Source organism: Viridibacillus sp. FSL R5-0888, from assembly GCF_038009105.1.
GTDB classification, from domain to species: Bacteria; Bacillota; Bacilli; order Bacillales_A; family Planococcaceae; genus Viridibacillus; species Viridibacillus arenosi.
The window spans coordinates 2,692,174-2,710,134 of record NZ_JBBPAU010000001.1 but is presented as its reverse complement, the minus strand read 5'-3'; the positions used below and the strand labels follow the sequence as shown (position 1 = coordinate 2,710,134).

Below are 17,961 nucleotides of genomic sequence, written 5' to 3'. Positions count from 1 at the left end.
GTAAAAGGAGGAATCTTGGATGAACTATACGACAATTGAAAAACAGGATATTTCCATTTCAACAATTGGTTTAGGCACGAATGCGGTCGGTGGTCATAACTTGTTCGAAAATTTGAATGAAGAAGATGGAAAAGAATTAGTGAAAGTAGCATTAAACAACGGGGTTACACTTATTGATACGGCAGATATATATGGGCCTGGTCGTTCAGAAGAATTAGTTGGAGAAGTACTTCAAAGTTTCCCACGTGAGCAATACATATTAGCTACAAAGGGTGCGAGAATGCAGAATGAACAGGGAGAAATAGTCACAAATAACGCGCCTGACTATCTACGAAGTGCTTGTGAGGCTAGTTTAAAACGTTTAGGTTTAGACTATATTGATATTTACTATATCCATTTCCCAGAACAAGGTGCTTCACTTGAGTTAGCAGTTGCTGAATTGGTGAAGTTGAAGCAAGAGGGGATAATTAGAGCAATTGGTATTTCTAATGTAACGCTTGAGCAGTTAAAAGAAGCTAATAGTACAGGGAATATTGATGTTGTCCAGTTGGAATACAATATGCTAAACCGTGCTATTGAAGAAGATATTTTACCATATTGCATCGAGCAACAAATTGCTGTTGTTGCATATGGACCTCTTGCTTTTGGTATTCTTGGAGGGAAATATACAAAAGATTTGAAATTAGATAGTGGTGACTGGCGAAATCGTGTAGATCTTTTTAAAGCTGGAAATTTTGAAGCTAATTTAACAAAAGTTGAAAGTTTAAAAGAAATAGCCTTGAAGAAAGATACGACAGTTGGTAATTTAGCAATTGCGTGGTTACTAGCACAAAAAGGTATAACAGCTGTTATACCTGGAGGAAAAAAGACAAATCAATTATTAGAAAACTTAAAAGCAAGTGAGATCAAACTTACAGCCGAAGATTTAGCTAGTATTGAAGCGATTATTTAAGACAAATACTCAATGCCATAAAAGCCGTGAATGACAACATTTTTGTCATCCGGCTTTTATTATTTAATTCCTTAATTCATCATTATTCAGAAATAATAAAAGAACCGGCTCTTCTCAGTAGAATCATACTTTGGTTTTAGAATAGTCGCTGTTAGTTCATTGAAGATTATTTTACTTCTATTGAGAAGGCGTGATTTCCACTTCCATCTTTCCAATTAGCCATAACGTGATAAATGTACACACCTTTTTCTTTTGGCGCTAAAATTTTGGCATCTTTAACTTTTATATTTTTTATATTTTTTTTATCTCTCCATTCTTCCACTTGTAAAGTTCCGGCAAGAGGCTTTCTTTTAAATTTAATTCTTATTTCTTGATTAGGAGAGACTTTCATTGGTTTATGTACTTTTGCCATTTCTAAAGGGGAAGAATAAATCTTATCTACACATCTAGTAAATAAAGGACCATCCCAACAAAATGAGCCTTGTGTAGTAGGAATGACAGTTTTTCCAGTCGTTATTTTTGGTGTGGGCGGTTCTGAACGAAAAGGTTCAAAAATAAATGTACAAATTACAATTAATCCAATAATAATGAATACATAAATTTTTTTTATTCTATTCACCTTCTTCTACAGTAATTACTATAATTTCCAAAAATGCATTTTAAAAATAGCTATTACTCTAGCTAATCAACTTACTGAATTGAAGTACGAGTAGTGATATTTCTATTTTAATAATAAGTTCTACAAATATTACGGAGTACCTTTAAATTAGTGATTTTCATTAATATCATAAATTTCTTTATGGATTATACGTTTGTTGAAGCGGAGTAGTTCCAATGAGTATCATAATAGCCCAATAAAAAAATTTATATAATATTACATCCATACTGTATATAATTTTGATATAGTTATTTATTCCAAAATAAGGTAAAATAATAAATTAAGAGGTATTATGAAGAAGGAGAAATTGATGAAAATTGATGCCATTATACAATTACTATTATTTATTATGATACCAACTTTTTTGATGAGAAGGTCTTTAATGAAAATGTCAGAAGAAGATCGAAAACGGTTTGTGGGTGAGTTGACGAAAAAAAGTGTTCTCTCTACTTACAGTTTGATAGCACTTAGTATTCTACTTTTAATGATTGGACGAATCGTTGACATAGTTTTTTTGAAAATAATTAGCGGTTTGCTATTTTCAATTGGAGTAATTGTACATAGCGTTCTAATATGGTTTCATGTTTCATCTAAATATAAAGCATTACTAAGTACCACCTTAGGAATTATCGGTTTAATAATTTTTTTATGGTCGTTATGGAAAATTTACTGAAGAAAATATCGAAGAAGTTATCTGGTAATAATCAATTAAGTCTATTCAAGAGGTATGTTTGTATAAAAATAGTACATAGAATGGAAGTGCCGAGCTTATGAAATCTATTAAAAAGTATATTTTTATATTCTTGGTTGCCATTATTACATGGAATATTATTGATTACTTCACTCATAAAGATGATCCTTTTATGAAAGGGTTCCTCTTCTGTTTGGCATTAGCACTAATGCAAATAGTTGTAGATTGGGTATGGGACACTAAAGAAGAAAAGTAGAGGAACATTTCAGTATCACTTTCTATTTTTTCCATAATTAATCATAGCCTTATATTATTTAGCTTCCACTCTAAATAAAATTTAACCTTTTATTATCAGTAAATCCATATTGAGGTATAATTACTTGTGTGAATATGTAAAAGCTAGGAGCGAGAAGTGCATGAAATCTAATATTTTACTAGTTGAAGATGATATATCAATACAAGAAATGGTCGAAAGCTACTTAACAAAAGAAGGCTTTGTAGTAGCGACGGCTTATGATGGAGAAGATGGGCTAGCGAAGTTTATGCAAGGTTCATTTGATCTAGTCATTCTTGATATTATGATGCCGAAGATAGATGGTTTAGAAGTTGTGAGATTGATTCGCGAAAAAAGTGCTGTTCCAATTTTAATGATGTCTGCTAAGGATACTGATGTTGATAAGGCGATTGGCTTAGGTCTTGGGGCAGATGATTACATTTGCAAGCCCTTTTCGATGATTGAGTTGTCTGCAAGAGTAAAGGCAGGAATTCGTCGTTCGACAAAATATTCAGTTCCTCCAAAGGTAGACGATAAAATTATTCAAATTGGTGACTTGAAAATAGATACAATCAATTATACAGCTTGGAAGAAAGGTGAAGTCATTAAACTCACATCTAAAGAGTTTGAGCTATTAAAGTTATTTGCAAAAAATCGTAATCGTGTATTTTCGAAAGCTCAAATTTATAATCTCATTTGGAATGAAGAATATTATGGTGATGAAAATGTTATTAATGTTCATATGAGAAGACTGCGAGAGAAGATTGAGGACGATCCATCAAACCCAGTGTATATTAAAACGTTATGGGGAATCGGATATAAATTGGAAGTGATGTAAAATGGAGTTTTTTTTAATATTGATAATTATCGTATTAATAGGTTTTATCGTTTTCCAATACAATATGCAGCAAAATAAAGATAAGGATTTAAGATACATTTATGAGAAGCTACAGAATAATTTAGAAAAGCAAACAACTGAAAAGTTATTAGTAGTAACTGATGATAAAGAACTGCAAAAGTTATTAGTGGTTATTAATCAATTCTTAGTAGCAAAGCATACAACAAATGCAAATCAAGCAAAAGTAGAAATATCAATGCGTAAAATGCTCTCTAATATATCGCATGATTTGAAAACACCGCTTACGGTTGTTCTCGGCTATATAGAGATATTACATACAGATCCAACAATGAACGAGGATGAACGACAAGTTTTGTTAGAAAAGGTACATATAAAAACAATTGAAGTAATGGAACTTATTCAAAAATTTTTTGATTTATCCAAACTGGAGTCAGGAGATAAGGAAATCGAGTTAACGAGAGTTAATATGAACGAAGTATGTCAGGGAAATATTTTATCGTTCTATGATTTACTTATGGCGAAGGGCTTTTCGGTTGAAATTGATATTCCGAATGAACAACTATATGCACATGGAAATACAGATGTGTTAAGTAGAATTTTAAATAATTTAATATCGAATGCAATTACGTATGGTGATGATGGAAAAACACTGGGAATAACTTTGAGAAGTGATGACAAGACAGTGTACATTGATATTTGGGATAAAGGAAAAGGTATTTCGGAGTCACATATCGATAAAGTTTTTGAGCGAATGTATACATTAGAAGATTCAAGAAATCGTTTATATCAAGGTAGTGGACTTGGGCTGACAATCACGAAACGGCTTGTCGAAGCTTTAGGTGGGGAAATTCATCTTTCAAGTAAGCCTTATAATAAAACAGCATTTACAATTATGTTAAAAAGAATGAAATATTAGCTTGTAGAAATTCTACAAGCTTTTTGTTTTGTTTCATGCCACAACAATGAATATCTCCCTTCGCTTTTGAAGGGCTTAAGAAATTTGTAAGAATCGAGTAAGAAAAAAGAGATGTTCGTTTCGTACAATAAAAATAGACAGCGAAAGGGGAAGACAAAATGTCATATATATTAAAAACAAATCAACTAACAAAAGTATTTGAAGGAAAAGAGGTTGTTTCCGAGGTCAATATGCATGTGAAGCAAGGTGAAATATACGGATTTTTGGGTCCAAACGGGGCCGGTAAAACTACGATTATGAAAATGATTACAAATTTAATCAAACCGACGAGCGGTGATATTGAAATTTTTGGTCAAAAGTTAACGAATACATCATACGAAGTCTTAAAAAGAATGGGGACAATTATTGAATATCCTATTTTTTATGAGAAGCTAACAGCTCGAGAAAATCTTTACTTACATTGTGAATACATGGGCTATTATGACAAGAAGTCAATTGACCATGCTTTAGATCTTGTGAAGTTAAATAATGTAGATGATAAAAAGGTGAAAGATTTTTCACTTGGAATGAAACAAAGATTAGGAATAGCTAGAGCGATTACGACAAAACCAGAACTGTTAATTTTAGATGAACCTATCAATGGCTTAGACCCAATCGGTATTAAAGAATTGCGAGAGCTATTTAAAATGCTTTGCAAAGAATATGGCATTACTTTATTAGTTTCTAGCCATATATTAGCTGAAATGGAACAAATGGCAGACACTATTGGAGTCATTCAAAATGGAAAATTGATCAAAGAAGTTTCTATGAAGAGTATCAAAGGAGAACAGACAGATTTTATTGAGGTGAAGGTTCAAAATATCAAAAAGGCTGCTTTCATTTTAGATAATCAGCTAGGATTAAAAAATTATAAAATCGTGAGTGATCAAACAATTCGCATATATGAGATGACCGCAACACAGCAAGAGATTTCAAAAGCCCTAATTATGAATGATATTGAGATCGAAAGTATCAACAAAAAGCATAGCTCTTTGGAGGAATATTTCATGAATTTAATGAACGGAGAGGGGATTCATGCTTAAATTAATGCAATTAGAACTTGTGAAAAATAAATTTGGCTGGTATTTCAGAGGAGCAATAATAGCAAACATCCTTATGATAGCCTTACTTTGGTTCGTAATGTACATCTCTCAAATTGAAGGTGACATAATTGCTACGACGCATCTAGACTTTTTCGTAATAATTGGTGCAATGGTCAGAGCTACATTTATTGTGTTTGCCTCGGTATTAATCGCGAAAATAGTGATTGGTGAATATAAAAGCAAAACCATACTGATCATGTTTTCATATCCAATTAATCGTAAGAAATTAATTGCTAGTAAATTGCTTTTTATTGCTGCTATAACTTTTATAACCATGTTATTGAGTAATATCGTAGTTGCGGGTTTATTTTCAATCATTAGTAATGTTTTTAACAGTGTTCCATTTTCAATAACTGCAAGTCAATACATTGCTGAAGTTTTGAAAACGATCCCATATTCATTTGCCTCTGCAGGAATCAGCTTGATTCCATTGTATTTTGGAATGCGTAAACATTCTGTTCCTACAACTATATTGTCATCTCTCTTAGTAGTGTCAATTGTTTGCTCTTCTAATCCAGTATTCTCAATGGTTACTTTTATTCCGGTTCAATTAGGCCTTGCAGTTGTAGGAGTGATCATTGCTTTCTTATCGATTCGAAATATTGAGATAGAGGATGCAATTTAATTTTAAAAGAGGTATTTAAAGAACGTTGCAGGATAGAAAAAATAGTCTTTCTTAAAATCTTTCTTGGAGGTAATCAACATGTTTAAACTTATGAAACTGGAATGGAAAAAAAATCAGTTATCCAGTTATTTTAAAGGGTTAGTATTTAGTATATTGGGGATCTTAGCTGCTGTTTGTTTAATGGCGTGGGTATCTAAAGTTGAGGATGATCTTATGTTTCGAGATTATACCGAATTCATGTCTTTAACGAATATTTTCATTAGAATCGTATTTATCATTTTTTCGAGTGTTATTTTATCAAGAATAGTAATTGATGAATACAGGAATAAAACGATTCAATTATTATTTAGCTACCCGTTGAAACGAAAAAAATTAATGCAAGCTAAGTTATCAATTGTCTTTGGGTTTTGTTTTTTTAGTATTATTATCGCTACTTTTATCATTAGTGTGATAATTTATTTTTTAAATCCAATTTTAGAATTCTTTCCAACACCAATGAGTTTAAGTGAAATAGTTGCAATAGTTCCAACAACTTTTATTAGTGCTTTTATGATTGCTGGAGTAAGCCTGATTCCTCTGTACTTTGGAATGAGAAAAAAATCAACTGCTACAACCATTACCTCGGCCGTAATAATTAGCTTCTTAATAAATGGAAATGTATCAAGTGGTGGAACTCAGGTTAGTCTTATACAATTCATTGTTGTTCCAATTACACTATGTCTTCTAGGCCTTTTAATCGGCTATCTCTCTTATCATAAAGTTGAAAAAATAGATTTGGTTTAAAAGGAATGAGGAAATGAAGTGAAAAAATTCATAATAACATCCATTATGTTAATCGCTATTTTTGGATTAGTTTTAAGTGGGATGGAAAAAAGATTGGATAAATTTGTGGGAGAAAAATCATTTGATATTGAGGGCATTAAAGAATTAGTAATAAACAATGAATCTTGGGATCTTGAGTTTAATAACAGTGAATCCAATAAATTAACTGTCACATTTGAAGGTAAACAAAAAGACAAAAAGAATGATCCAGTCACAATCAAAAGCAAAAGCAAGAGGATAATAATTAGTCAGCAAGATGAAGATGGTGGGTTTACTGATAACTTCAGCTTTGGAAAAAAAGGAATTATTCATATTTCAATCCCACAGAACGCTTTAGATACGCTTACAGTAAATAATAGCTATGGTGATATAAAAATGAATGATATTAAGAGTAAAAACGTAATAATTTCAAACGACTCAGGTACGGCAAAAATTGAAGGACTGTCAGCCGAGAAAGGTAGATTTACGTCAAAAGATGGTGAACTAAGTTTGAAAGAAAGTTCGTTAAAAAATTTAACATCAGCTTCTACTTCTGGTGATAACTATTTAATGAATGTGAATAGCCCTAATATGAATATTACTTCAGTAGATGGTGAAGTGTCAGTGAATGATGCAGTAGAAGGAAAGACATTACTCGTAGAAACAAAGTCAGGAGATATTACTGTGGCCTATAAAGAAGTTCCGACTTCCTTGAAAATTACGGCTAACAGTAATTCATCTGATATAACACTAAATTTAGATAGTTTGAAATTAGACACGGATACTGAAAAATCAAAAGTAGGCACAATTGGCGACGCATCAAATCAATTGGAGCTCTTAAGTAAATATGGCACTATCAATGCAGAGTAACAATAAATAGAGAAATGTAGTATACTCTATAACTTTAAAAAGAACGATTGATCTTACCCTTTAGAAACAATAAATATTTAAATTTTTTTTAATACGCTTGCAAAGTAGACTAAAAGCTGTCAGCTCTTAGTTTATTTTTATGCAAATAAATAGATAATATTTTTATTAGGAGAGTAAAACCTTTTATCCAATTGACAATAATCTACCAGTCATGTAATGTTTAATATGATTTAGAAAATTATGAATTTTTTGATTTAAAGAGAATGATTTGATTTTAACATAGCGTATTTTTAACAAAATAATCCTCATATGAGGTTACTATTCTATTGTTAATCGTATATTTTTCTTTCTACATTTAAGAAACTTTGGTCCAATCTTATTAGGTCATAGACTTATTGAGATATATGAATAATTTTGAGGAGAGTGATTCATTTGTCATTGTCGATTCAAGAATTGTTAGAGAACAAGGGGATTCAAGTAAAGAAAGACCATTTTGAAAGTTTGCAAGAGAAATGGGAAGGTATACAAGCGCTAAGAGGGAACTTAGAGGGAGTTAATATTGATGATGCTGACATTAGTCTGAAGAATATTCCTGGAGGTGACCACATTGATGAATGATCTAATTTTGAAGTCAGTTGATGAACTTGCACCGTTAATTAAAAATAAAACATTATCGCCAGTTGAGCTAACAAAAGCTGTCCTAGATCATGCGGAAAAAAGTCAGGACAAGATTAACTCATATATGTCTTTTTATAGAGAAGAAGCAGTAGAAGCTGCTAAAAAAGCAGAACAAGAAATTATGCAAGGTAATTATCGTGGGATGTATCATGGTATGCCAATTGCACTTAAAGATAATTTATATTTTAAAGATAAAATAACAACAATGTCTTCAAAAATTCATAAGGATTTTGTTTCTGATTACGACGCTACAGTAGTTAGAAAATTAAGAGATGCAGGTGTTATTTTTACTGGGAAACTCAGCATGCACGAATATGCATGGGGGATAACAAATAATAATCCACACTATGGTCCAGTAAGAAATCCTTGGAATTTAAATAAAATTCCTGGGGGTTCAAGTGGTGGTTCAGGAGCTGCTGTAGCAGTAGGTGCTAGTATTGCGTCGTTAGGGACTGATACTGCGGGGTCTATTCGTATTCCTTCATCTGCATGTGGTATTGTAGGTCTTAAGCCAACACATGGTCGAGTTAGTAAGTATGGATGTTATCCACTTGCTTGGTCTCTGGATCATATTGGACCAATGACAAAAACAGTTAAAGATGCAGCAGGGATGTTAGAAATTATTTCTGGCTATGACAGAAATGATCCTACTTCTGTAAATGTCTCTATTGATAACTATATAGGACAAGTTACAGGTGAGGTGAAGGATATAGTAATTGGAGTTAATGAAGATTACTTCTTTAATCAAGTAGATGATGATATTAATAAACTTGTTCGTGCTAGTATTCAAAAACTAGTAGATCAAGGAGCTAAAGTAGAAACGGTTAAAATTCCAACACTTCAACATTCTGAATGGGCTGAATTAGTCACTTCTTTATCAGAAGCTTCTGCTATACATCACTCAGATTTAATGAACCGACCAGATGATTTTGGTGATGATATTCGATTCTTATTTGAATTAGGAGAGCTTCCTTCGGCTGTTGATTATTTACAAGCACAGCAAGTTAGAAGACAGTTAAAACATGAATTTAACGAAGTATTTAATAAGGTTGATGTATTAATATCACCAACACTACCAATTATAGCGCCAACTATTGGCGAAAATTTTGCAGACTTGAATGGTGAAAAAGTAGATTTAATAGATAATATTATACGTTTTACTGGTCCAGGGAATTTAACGGGTTTACCTGCATTATCAGTACCTTGTGGTTTTAAAGGAGATATGCCAGTAGGAATACAAATCATGGGACCAGCTTTCAGTGAAGGTAGAGTATTAAATGTAGGCTATGCAATTGAGCAAACACAACCTTTAAAGGGAAGAAAACCACTTATTTTTACTAACGCATAATGCAAAACACAAATTGATTTTTAATAATAAATAGAAAAAGCAGGAGCATTTTAGCTTCTGCTTTTATTTGTATGTTTTTTGAGGTTAGTGGCCTATTATTGAAAAAGGAGTTATTGGAAAGGGCATAATAACGTAAATACTTTAATTATTACGTTGATACATAGTTAAAATTTCTTCAGCTTTTAAACGTAAGCTATCTATTAATTCCTTTGGTTCTAATACTAGCGCATCTTTTCCAAGTCTAAAAAATAATGGAGTTATAAAATTAATCTCACCTTGGTCAATGTCAGAATCGATATATCCAGTTCCATCTTCTTTTGTTTTCACAAGCCCTTCAAAACTAGGCACACTTTTACATTGACGTACACCCTCCATAGATAAGAGAACATTCAATCGGATTGGTCTTTTTACATCATGTGAGTCAAACCATTCTTCTAAATTCATGAATTCATCATTATTATTTTCAGTTGATAAAACTGAAAGAATACGATCAACACGATACAGCAAAATTTTCTGCTTACTAAAATCATAAGCAGGCATATACCATAGTGCGTCATGAGCATATACACCGATAGGGCGAATATGTTTTGCTTTTATGCCTGCCTTAGACTCATATTGAATATGTAAACTTCTATTTTCTATAGAAGCTTCTAATACATCGTTTAATAATGGAGTATCAATTGTCCTTTTAGGGTTCCAAAAAGCGATATAAGAACGAATCTTATCGACTTTCACTTTGGCATCATTCGGAAGTGAACTATATAATTTATGTTCAACTGAGCTGATTTCGGTATCAAAAGGCAAGTTGCGATAATAATTTAGGGATTGAAAAGCAAAAAAAATTGAAACAGCTTCTTCCTCGGTAAATAAAATCGGAGGGAGCAGTCTGTTTGATAAAACTGTATATCCACCGTTCCGACCTTGCTCAGCATAAATTGGTAAACCCATATCACTCAAATCCAATATATATCGATGAACTGTACGAATGGAAATTTTAAATTCATCCGCAATTTCTTGTGCTGTGAACTTTCTTTTTGCATTAGCAAACATAAGAATATCTAGTAGACGTTTTGCTTTTGACATTTTTTCACCTTTTCTTTTTAATCATGCCATTACTTGTCATGTTTTATCGTTAGTATAGTTAATACCTAATGATTTTATCAATAAGGGACAAACTAAAAATAAAAGGAGACAAGAATATGGCACGAGAAGTTATTTTATATATTGGTGTTAGTTTAGATGGATTTATTGCTAAGGAAGATGATGATTTGCAGTGGTTAGAAGAAGTTGAAGGTGAGGGTGACACTGGATATACAGCAATGTATGAAACAATTGATACAACGATTATGGGAAAAAGAACATATGACTACGTGATGGAACACGCAGAATCATTTCCATATCCTGATAAGAAAAATTATGTATTTTCTACCTCTGAAAAAGGTTCAACTGAATATGTAGATTTTGTAAAAGAAGATGTAGTTGAGTTTACTAAAAAATTGAAAAAACAAGAAGGCACTAAAATTTGGATGGTTGGTGGTTCGGGGATACTCGATGCTTTTGTTAAAGAAAATTTAATAGACGAATATATTATAACTGTGACACCCCATATATTGGGATCTGGAATTCCATTATTTAAAGAAAAAAACCCACAAATCAATTTAACTTTAATAGATACAAAGCGTTTTGGACAATTTGTCCATTTACATTATAAAGTGAAATAACTAGTATGTATTTCTTTGCTATTTTAGAATAGTATTAAAAACAGGGAACTTCTATCTATTTTAGAGTAGTGTGCATAAATATGCATAACGAGGAATAGACAACACTATTAAGAGTTTTTCTACTTATATTCATTATCAAACAAAATGTCGAAATAAGCAATAATCAATAACTATTAATAAGAGGATGTAGAATTCATGATTTCAAAAATAGAGTTTTTTATAGCTGTTTCTATTTGTTTAATCATTGGTTTACTTATGTTCTTTTGTGGATGATTGATATGGAAAAAGAAAAAGCTTAGTTTAATCGCTGGTTTCCAGGAATCTGATTTTAATGGGGACAAGGAAAAGCTTGCAAAAGATATATGGATATTCTCGATATTTATAGGTGTTGTTGGAATCGCATTTCCTTTTAGCATTCAGTTAATTGGTGAATGGGTAGCGTGGGTATTGACGATTGTCATTTTTGTAAGCTCCATTTTTAATGTCATTAAGATTAATATTGGAAATAATTGATGTGACTTATGTGTGAAATAAAACTCTACATAGTATATAGCTACCTGTTATCCATCCATTAAAATCGTTATGCTATACTAGATGAATCATCAAAGCAGTAGAGAAGGGAATTTTCAAATGAACGGACAAAATCGAAGTGACGTAAAACCTGGACTTGTCGTAGATATTATCTTGAAGAAAGATCAACGAACAGGTATTAAAACGAGAGGTGTCGTAAAGGATTTATTGACGAATTCTTCTTTCCACCCTCATGGAATTAAAGTTCGTCTTACAGATGGTCAAATTGGCCGTGTATGTGACATCATCGAATAAAAATAAAAAGCTGGGAATGACTGATTTGGTCATCCCAGCTTTTTATCTTGAAGTAGTTTTGAAAACAAATGCTATTGTGTCATGGCTTTATTCATTGTATTCTGTTGTAAAACTAAATAACGTTCCATTTTTATTTGACTGTAAAGTATATTTTATATTCAATGACCTAGATATATCTTCAATTATTTTTAAACCTAGCCCCGTATTATTATGAGCGATATTGAAACCAATTCCATTATCTTGGAATGAAATAATATTATTGTCTACGATAATTTCTAGTTTTGTTGCATTTGAATGTTTTAATGTATTTTGGAAAATATTATCGAACAATCTTTGAAGCCATAAATCGTTACTTACCCATGTTAAATCTTTATTTAATGTACTATAAATCAAATCAATATCATGAATGCTATACAAATAACTCCACTTCTTGCACATGACTTCTAATAAATTATTCATATTCACTTCATCATTTAGGATATAAGAATTCTCCAACGAATCAGTAGAATGTATATTCAGTTCATTTGTTAAATCAGAAATGTATTGTATTTGTTGGTAGAGTGATTCTAGTATAGGTACTTGATCAGTAAATTGGTCTTCTAAATAAAACAATTGTAATCTAACGGTAGTTAACGGTGTATTTATATCATGCCTTAATTTATTTAAAAGTTCTTTTTTTATTTCTTCTTTTTGCTTTAGTTCTAATTCTCTATACGTCGTTCTTTCGATTAATATATTTACAGACTTGATTAGTTCACCTATTTCATCATCTCTAGTTACAACTATTTTTTCAGGGATTTTTTCATCACTAGCCAAATTTCTAATAGTTTTATTCAAAATATTAATTTTGTTTAATAATGAGTTAATAGATTTCGAAAATAAAAAGGCTAGCAAAAATAAAGAAAGTAAAAATAGGAACAGCATAGTTGGATATGCAAAAGATTCATGAAAAGGGATGTCTTGATGTTTTGATTTAAAGGTAGCATTATAAATTATTGACATAAGCACACTAATCACTAGTAACAAAAAGGGCACACTAATAATTGCAGAAAATAATAATAACTGATATTTCTTTTTTAAATTCATTTTTTTATATAGGTATTTAATCTATACCCTTCTCCATATATATTTTGTATAATCTCACCATTAATATCATTAATCTTTGTTCTAATTTTTTTCATGTGTACGTTTATGATATTTTGATTTCTATCATCTAATGGCCATAAATAATTAAAGAAATGTTCTTTTGTCAAAATGCGATCTCTATTATCATATAAATAAAAGAATATTTTTCTTTCAATAGATGTAAAAGGAACCTCATTATTTAAGTTATTATTAAAAACCCTAGTAAGATCCGCATCAATATATAAATGTTTGATTTGTGTAAAAGTACCGTATTGATTCTCTAGCATTTTCTGAATTCTTAGTAATAACTCTCTAGGGTCAAATGGCTTTATCATATAATCTTCACCGACTGTCAAACCTTGAAGTTTGCTATCAATATCCTGCCTTGCAGATAGAAAAATAATCGGGATATTTAAACCTAAATTTTTTATCTTTTTGGTGATTTGATAACCATCTTCACCGGGTAACATGACATCCATTATAACTAAGTCTATTTTATGGATTACATCTAGTACTTCTTTACCGTTTGTTTTCCAACAAACATTATACTCTTCGCGTCGTAAAATCTTCTGTAGTAAATGACCAATCATAAGATCGTCTTCAACAATTAAAATGTTATATTCTTTCATTGGTTTGACCTTCCAGTATCATAATTAATGTAAATCGTTTAATTTTTCTCTACTCTATTATTAATAAAATCCTTGGCAAGGTTATAAATCTTATCTGGTGAATATAAATAAATGCTGTGCTTTCCTTCTATAGTTAGCACATCGGATATTAATAGTTGTTCTGCAAACTCTTCATAATCTTTATTTTTCTGCTTAGTATATTTTGAATTTTTATTTTCTTCAGCAATTGCATCTAAAAATAAAATAGGTGTTTCTGTTGGTATCGGTAGGTCAACTGATTTTTCACCATTTTCGTATACCTGTAAAAGTTCTTGCTCCATATTGTTATTAAAAAACTGTTTATATGAAATGGCTTTAAATACTTCTTTTTCATGTTCAGTTAAAAACGACTGTTTAATTACTTCGGGATTAAATGTTAAAGAAGGAAAGAGTCGATGAATACCCACTTTTGATAAAAGATTCATTCCTCTTACTGTTATTGAATCAACTAGGCTCATTTTATGAGTTACATACTGTTGGGGTAAACCAATATCTAAAGCAATAATTCCCTTCACTTCATTTGGGTATTTTTGCGCCCAGTAAATAGCTTCTAATCCAGATAAAGAGTGTGGTACTAATATATATGGTGGTGTATTACCACTCTGAATAAGTGCGCTTCTAGTTTGTTCTAATATAGTGTCGATATCTCTGTTATCGTTAAAAACATCACTGAGACCATAGCCCGCTCTATTAATTACAGCAATTTTATTTTCTGTTGAGAATTTGCTATAAAGACCTTTCATTTCATAAACAGGGGCAGCTACTCCTGAGCCGGGCATAAATACATACGTATCCTCACCTCTACCTTCAATGTAAACATTAATCTTTTTACTATTAAAATCGACTAACGCACCTGCATTTTTAATTAGTGCCGACTCTTTCTTTAAAAGATAATTATGGTAGGTAAAGATGGATGCGGTTACTAGTACCATTAAGATAATGAACAGAACAGATAGTTTTATTAATACTTTAATTATTTTTCGCATAGTATTCTCCTTTCGACTTATATTGAAAGGATATAATATAAAAATAAATTTCTAATTAATTTTCTAGTAATTAATTTTTCGTGATTTTATCAAAGAGGAACTGGGTGAAATGATTATTGGTTTTGCTTACTGGAAAAAATATAATATGAAAAATTGAGCAATATTGTATTTACATTACCACATTAATGCAATTTCTGACGGGCTTTTTTCACAAAAAAACCCATTAGATAATAAAATCCAATGGGGGATAGTTAGACAATGTTAATCTGATTGATATGTTATTCAAAAAATGCACTTGAGTATTCAACTACACCTGAAACATTACTAAGAGCGTTATCACTTAATTCAAATGCCATAATTGCATCATCCGGCACTTCAAAAGGTGCTTTTATTTTCCATGATGATGCTTTTTTAAATCCGAATTGCGGATAATAGTCTGGGTGTCCTAATACGACAACAGATTTGTAACCGAGTTCTTTAGCTTTTTCTAACGCTGTGTTTATTAAAAGCTTGCCAATGCCTTTGTTTTGATACTCAGGTAATACAGAAACTGGGGCAAGTGCAAGAGACTCTGTAGATTGATCCACATTGATTATTTTAATTTTTGTTAAAAGAATATGCCCAATAACTTCATCATTAACAACTGCGACTATAGATAATTGAGGGATGAATGTATTAGTTTTTCTTAAGCGGTCCACTAGCTCATGTTCTGTTTTATCACTAAATTCCATGTTCACAAATGCTTTTTGTACAACATTTTCTGTGAATTTATAATCTGAAGATTGCTCTTGTCTAATTGTTATGTTCATTTTTACAACTCCTAAATACATCGCTTTTCTAATATTTACCTTTAGTTTAGCGTAATTCTTTTAGCGTTTAATCATTTTGTAAGTTCTTGGTTTTAAAACACTTCATTCAATGAAATAAAAATGTTCTCATTTTACTTATCAGTTATTAATTATAATTTTTCAGTAAAAAGGTGCTCACATATTAGAGCGCCTTTTTAGTATAAATATTTCACAATAGGTCATAAATAAAATGCGCGGATTAATATAAATGACTCGTTTTGTAACCTAGGAGTGAGCCGTAGATGAAATTAAACATACTATTGGAACATGTAGATAAAGCTGTGAATTCACATCTTCTTGATATTGATGTAGATATAAAAGGGATCGCCACAAATTCTTCTTTAGTACGTCCTAACGACATTTTTGTAGCAATTCCAGGCTATCGTGTAGACGGTCATCAGTTTATAGATGCCGCTATTCAAGCGGGAGCGAGTGTAGTGGTTGGAGAGAAAGACTTAAAAGACTTGATTGTACCTTATGTTCGAGTAATTAACAGTCGTTTAGCACTTGCGCAAATAGCGTGTCAGTTTTATGGTAACCCTTCACGAAATAAGATTGTAATTGGTATTACTGGTACGAATGGTAAAACCACAACTACCTATATGCTTAAGTATATTTTGGAAAGCTGCGGAAGATCTTGTTCTTTATTTGGTACAGTTCAGAATGTTGTTAATGGAAAAACCTTACCCTCTGTAAATACTACCCCCGATGCACTAGAACTTCAAAAGCAAATTGCCCTGAGTGAAGATGAATTTATAATAATGGAAGTTTCATCACACGGTCTTTCTCAATATCGTGTAGAGGGTGTAGAATTTGATTATTGTTTATTTACAAATTTAGATAAAGAACACCTTGATTATCATCGTGATATGGAGGCTTACTTCTCTGTAAAGGCAAGCCTGTTTGATCAATTAAAGCCTAATGGACTAGCCATTATTAACCATATGGACAATTGGGGGAAGAGACTAGCAGATCTTTTAACTTCAAAAGGATATCAAATATTTTTGGTAGGCGACAAAAGTTACCATGATCTACAAATCGTTCATTTCAAATCAGGTGTATCAACAGTATCCCTTAAAGGGAATCAAAGTTTCGAATTAAGTCTTAACATTTTAGGGAAGCACAATATTCTGAATGCTTCTATGGCTTTTTTAACTGCTTTATTGATAGGTATTCCACAACAAAAAGTTGTTTATGCTTTAGAAAAATTTCCGGGAGTACCCGGTAGATTTGAAATGCTACAACATCCTAATGGAGCTACAGTTGTAATAGATTATGCTCATACAGCAGATGCCTTTTATCAGTGTCTTCAAACGGCAAGAGAAGAAGGCGCCAATCGTGTATTTCACGTTTTTGGATTTAGAGGGGATAGGGATAAGGAAAAGAGACGGGATATGGTTAGTGTTTCCAAAGAAATAAGCGATGTTCATATTCTAACATTGGATGATTTGAATGATGTTCCTTATGAAGAAATGGAGCAGGCTCTTTATGCATTAAGTGATGGAGGGTATGTCATTTCTGATCGAACAATAGCGATAAAAGAGGTATTGGAGCATGCCCATAAAGGAGATTGGGTTTGTATAACAGGTAAAGGGGCAGAAGATTACCAACAAAAATTTCGTTTGCCAACAGCCTCTGATAAGGAAACAGTCCAGTTTCTTTTTCAAAAAATTGATGAAGCAACAAATGGAGGGTTTGAGCCTCTTCATTAATGGAGAATCAATAACGTGAAAGAATTGATATTGTTAAATGCAATTGGATTTTAAAATATAAAACGATATGCAATCTTCCTAAACGATGTAATTGAGAGCCTTTTCAAAATTAATTAATTCTAAAATATTTTGTCCAAAAATGTATAACGCATCAAGTGAAGTAAATAAACTCATTAAATTTAATTGAGACATGTTAAAAACTCTTTTTGATTGAAATTTAATCAAAAAGAGTTTTTTTGTGTATTTGCTTAAACATTATTTA

20 protein-coding genes are annotated in these 17,961 nt (G+C 31.5%); 14 read left to right on the top strand and 6 right to left on the bottom strand.

Annotated features, from left to right (window positions below):
• Window positions 1-19: 19 nt before the first annotated feature.
• On the top strand, window positions 20-952 hold the full coding sequence (locus MKY02_RS13545; RefSeq protein ID WP_038189473.1) for an aldo/keto reductase: 933 nt from the start codon (window positions 20-22) through the stop codon (window positions 950-952).
• Between the two features lie 166 nt (window positions 953-1,118).
• On the opposite strand, the gene MKY02_RS13540 is transcribed toward MKY02_RS13545, so the two are convergent.
• A complete protein-coding gene (locus MKY02_RS13540) occupies window positions 1,119-1,571 on the bottom strand; it encodes a hypothetical protein (protein WP_051448823.1) in 453 nt (150 codons plus the stop codon).
• Between the two features lie 349 nt (window positions 1,572-1,920).
• On the opposite strand from MKY02_RS13540, the gene MKY02_RS13535 reads away from it, so the two are divergent.
• The 9 genes from MKY02_RS13535 (at window position 1,921) to MKY02_RS13495 (ending at window position 9,814) form a co-directional block, all read left to right on the top strand.
• Window positions 1,921-2,283, top strand: coding sequence for a hypothetical protein (locus MKY02_RS13535; RefSeq protein ID WP_143691536.1), 363 nt, complete (start codon window positions 1,921-1,923; stop codon window positions 2,281-2,283).
• 434 nt (window positions 2,284-2,717) lie between these two features.
• Window positions 2,718-3,413, top strand: coding sequence for a response regulator transcription factor (locus tag MKY02_RS13530; RefSeq protein WP_038189469.1), 696 nt, complete (start codon window positions 2,718-2,720; stop codon window positions 3,411-3,413).
• A gap of 1 nt (window position 3,414) precedes the next feature.
• A complete protein-coding gene (locus MKY02_RS13525; RefSeq protein WP_038189466.1) occupies window positions 3,415-4,350 on the top strand; it encodes a sensor histidine kinase in 936 nt (311 codons plus the stop codon).
• Between the two features lie 158 nt (window positions 4,351-4,508).
• Complete coding sequence (locus tag MKY02_RS13520) at window positions 4,509-5,432, top strand: ABC transporter ATP-binding protein (RefSeq protein WP_038189462.1); 924 nt, start codon at window positions 4,509-4,511, stop codon at window positions 5,430-5,432.
• Window positions 5,425-6,117, top strand: a complete 693-nt coding sequence (locus MKY02_RS13515) for an ABC transporter permease (RefSeq protein WP_340711367.1) — start codon at window positions 5,425-5,427, stop codon at window positions 6,115-6,117. The genes MKY02_RS13520 and MKY02_RS13515 overlap by 8 nt, the downstream gene beginning before the upstream one ends.
• A gap of 78 nt (window positions 6,118-6,195) precedes the next feature.
• A complete protein-coding gene (locus tag MKY02_RS13510) occupies window positions 6,196-6,900 on the top strand; it encodes an ABC transporter permease (RefSeq protein ID WP_038189456.1) in 705 nt (234 codons plus the stop codon).
• An 18-nt stretch (window positions 6,901-6,918) separates the two neighbouring features.
• Entirely contained in the window at window positions 6,919-7,788 is an 870-nt protein-coding gene (locus MKY02_RS13505; RefSeq protein ID WP_038189454.1) for a DUF4097 family beta strand repeat-containing protein, read from the top strand.
• Between the two features lie 432 nt (window positions 7,789-8,220).
• Window positions 8,221-8,406, top strand: coding sequence for a hypothetical protein (locus MKY02_RS13500; protein ID WP_038189452.1), 186 nt, complete (start codon window positions 8,221-8,223; stop codon window positions 8,404-8,406).
• Window positions 8,396-9,814: an amidase gene (locus tag MKY02_RS13495; protein WP_143691074.1), complete on the top strand. Its 1,419-nt coding sequence runs from the start codon at window positions 8,396-8,398 to the stop codon at window positions 9,812-9,814. Before MKY02_RS13500 ends, MKY02_RS13495 begins: the two co-directional genes overlap by 11 nt.
• Before the next feature lie 141 nt (window positions 9,815-9,955).
• Here MKY02_RS13495 and MKY02_RS13490 read toward each other — a convergent pair whose 3' ends face one another.
• Window positions 9,956-10,897, bottom strand: coding sequence for a helix-turn-helix transcriptional regulator (locus MKY02_RS13490; protein ID WP_038189449.1), 942 nt, complete (start codon window positions 10,895-10,897; stop codon window positions 9,956-9,958).
• A gap of 116 nt (window positions 10,898-11,013) precedes the next feature.
• Between MKY02_RS13490 and MKY02_RS13485 the strand changes: the two genes are divergently transcribed.
• The 3 genes from MKY02_RS13485 to MKY02_RS13475 all read left to right on the top strand — a co-directional run bounded on the left by MKY02_RS13485 (window position 11,014) and on the right by MKY02_RS13475 (window position 12,360).
• Entirely contained in the window at window positions 11,014-11,535 is a 522-nt protein-coding gene (locus MKY02_RS13485) for a dihydrofolate reductase family protein (protein WP_038189446.1), read from the top strand.
• Between the two features lie 273 nt (window positions 11,536-11,808).
• The gene (locus tag MKY02_RS13480; protein ID WP_051448822.1) at window positions 11,809-12,048 is read left to right on the top strand and encodes a DUF3784 domain-containing protein; all 240 of its coding nucleotides are present in this window, start codon (window positions 11,809-11,811) and stop codon (window positions 12,046-12,048) included.
• 117 nt (window positions 12,049-12,165) lie between these two features.
• On the top strand, window positions 12,166-12,360 hold the full coding sequence (locus tag MKY02_RS13475; RefSeq protein WP_038189444.1) for a YwbE family protein: 195 nt from the start codon (window positions 12,166-12,168) through the stop codon (window positions 12,358-12,360).
• An 87-nt stretch (window positions 12,361-12,447) separates the two neighbouring features.
• Here the strand turns inward: MKY02_RS13475 and MKY02_RS13470 are convergent, their stop codons facing one another.
• The 4 genes from MKY02_RS13470 to MKY02_RS13455 all read right to left on the bottom strand — a co-directional run bounded on the left by MKY02_RS13470 (window position 12,448) and on the right by MKY02_RS13455 (window position 15,948).
• The gene (locus tag MKY02_RS13470; RefSeq protein ID WP_038189441.1) at window positions 12,448-13,446 is read right to left on the bottom strand and encodes a sensor histidine kinase; all 999 of its coding nucleotides are present in this window, start codon (window positions 13,444-13,446) and stop codon (window positions 12,448-12,450) included.
• Window positions 13,443-14,114 (bottom strand): response regulator transcription factor, encoded by a 672-nt coding sequence (locus MKY02_RS13465; protein ID WP_038189438.1) that lies wholly within the window; start codon window positions 14,112-14,114, stop codon window positions 13,443-13,445. Before MKY02_RS13465 ends, MKY02_RS13470 begins: the two co-directional genes overlap by 4 nt.
• 38 nt (window positions 14,115-14,152) lie before the next feature.
• Window positions 14,153-15,139, bottom strand: coding sequence for an alpha/beta fold hydrolase (locus tag MKY02_RS13460; protein ID WP_340711365.1), 987 nt, complete (start codon window positions 15,137-15,139; stop codon window positions 14,153-14,155).
• Between the two features lie 278 nt (window positions 15,140-15,417).
• The gene (locus MKY02_RS13455) at window positions 15,418-15,948 is read right to left on the bottom strand and encodes a GNAT family N-acetyltransferase (protein ID WP_038189433.1); all 531 of its coding nucleotides are present in this window, start codon (window positions 15,946-15,948) and stop codon (window positions 15,418-15,420) included.
• A 281-nt stretch (window positions 15,949-16,229) separates the two neighbouring features.
• Here MKY02_RS13455 and MKY02_RS13450 point away from each other — a divergent pair, with 281 nt between their 5' ends.
• Window positions 16,230-17,699: a UDP-N-acetylmuramoyl-L-alanyl-D-glutamate--2,6-diaminopimelate ligase gene (locus MKY02_RS13450; protein WP_038189430.1), complete on the top strand. Its 1,470-nt coding sequence runs from the start codon at window positions 16,230-16,232 to the stop codon at window positions 17,697-17,699.
• The last annotated feature ends 262 nt before the right edge of the window (window positions 17,700-17,961 follow it).

Excerpts from the sequence above, each read along its gene's own strand:
- MKY02_RS13525 (WP_038189466.1), top strand. The coding sequence starts at position 3,415 with ATGGAGTTTTTTTTAATATTGATAATTATCGTATTAATAGGTTTTATC.
- MKY02_RS13465 (WP_038189438.1), bottom strand. The coding sequence starts at position 14,114 with ATGAAAGAATATAACATTTTAATTGTTGAAGACGATCTTATGATTGGT.
- MKY02_RS13485 (WP_038189446.1), top strand. The coding sequence starts at position 11,014 with ATGGCACGAGAAGTTATTTTATATATTGGTGTTAGTTTAGATGGATTT.
- MKY02_RS13515 (WP_340711367.1), top strand. The coding sequence starts at position 5,425 with ATGCTTAAATTAATGCAATTAGAACTTGTGAAAAATAAATTTGGCTGG.
- MKY02_RS13530 (WP_038189469.1), top strand. The coding sequence starts at position 2,718 with ATGAAATCTAATATTTTACTAGTTGAAGATGATATATCAATACAAGAA.
- MKY02_RS13535 (WP_143691536.1), top strand. The coding sequence starts at position 1,921 with ATGAAAATTGATGCCATTATACAATTACTATTATTTATTATGATACCA.
- MKY02_RS13545 (WP_038189473.1), top strand. The coding sequence starts at position 20 with ATGAACTATACGACAATTGAAAAACAGGATATTTCCATTTCAACAATT.
- MKY02_RS13450 (WP_038189430.1), top strand. The coding sequence starts at position 16,230 with ATGAAATTAAACATACTATTGGAACATGTAGATAAAGCTGTGAATTCA.
- MKY02_RS13455 (WP_038189433.1), bottom strand. The coding sequence starts at position 15,948 with ATGAACATAACAATTAGACAAGAGCAATCTTCAGATTATAAATTCACA.
- MKY02_RS13470 (WP_038189441.1), bottom strand. The coding sequence starts at position 13,446 with ATGAATTTAAAAAAGAAATATCAGTTATTATTATTTTCTGCAATTATT.
- MKY02_RS13520 (WP_038189462.1), top strand. The coding sequence starts at position 4,509 with ATGTCATATATATTAAAAACAAATCAACTAACAAAAGTATTTGAAGGA.
- MKY02_RS13460 (WP_340711365.1), bottom strand. The coding sequence starts at position 15,139 with ATGCGAAAAATAATTAAAGTATTAATAAAACTATCTGTTCTGTTCATT.
- MKY02_RS13510 (WP_038189456.1), top strand. The coding sequence starts at position 6,196 with ATGTTTAAACTTATGAAACTGGAATGGAAAAAAAATCAGTTATCCAGT.
- MKY02_RS13475 (WP_038189444.1), top strand. The coding sequence starts at position 12,166 with ATGAACGGACAAAATCGAAGTGACGTAAAACCTGGACTTGTCGTAGAT.
- MKY02_RS13490 (WP_038189449.1), bottom strand. The coding sequence starts at position 10,897 with ATGTCAAAAGCAAAACGTCTACTAGATATTCTTATGTTTGCTAATGCA.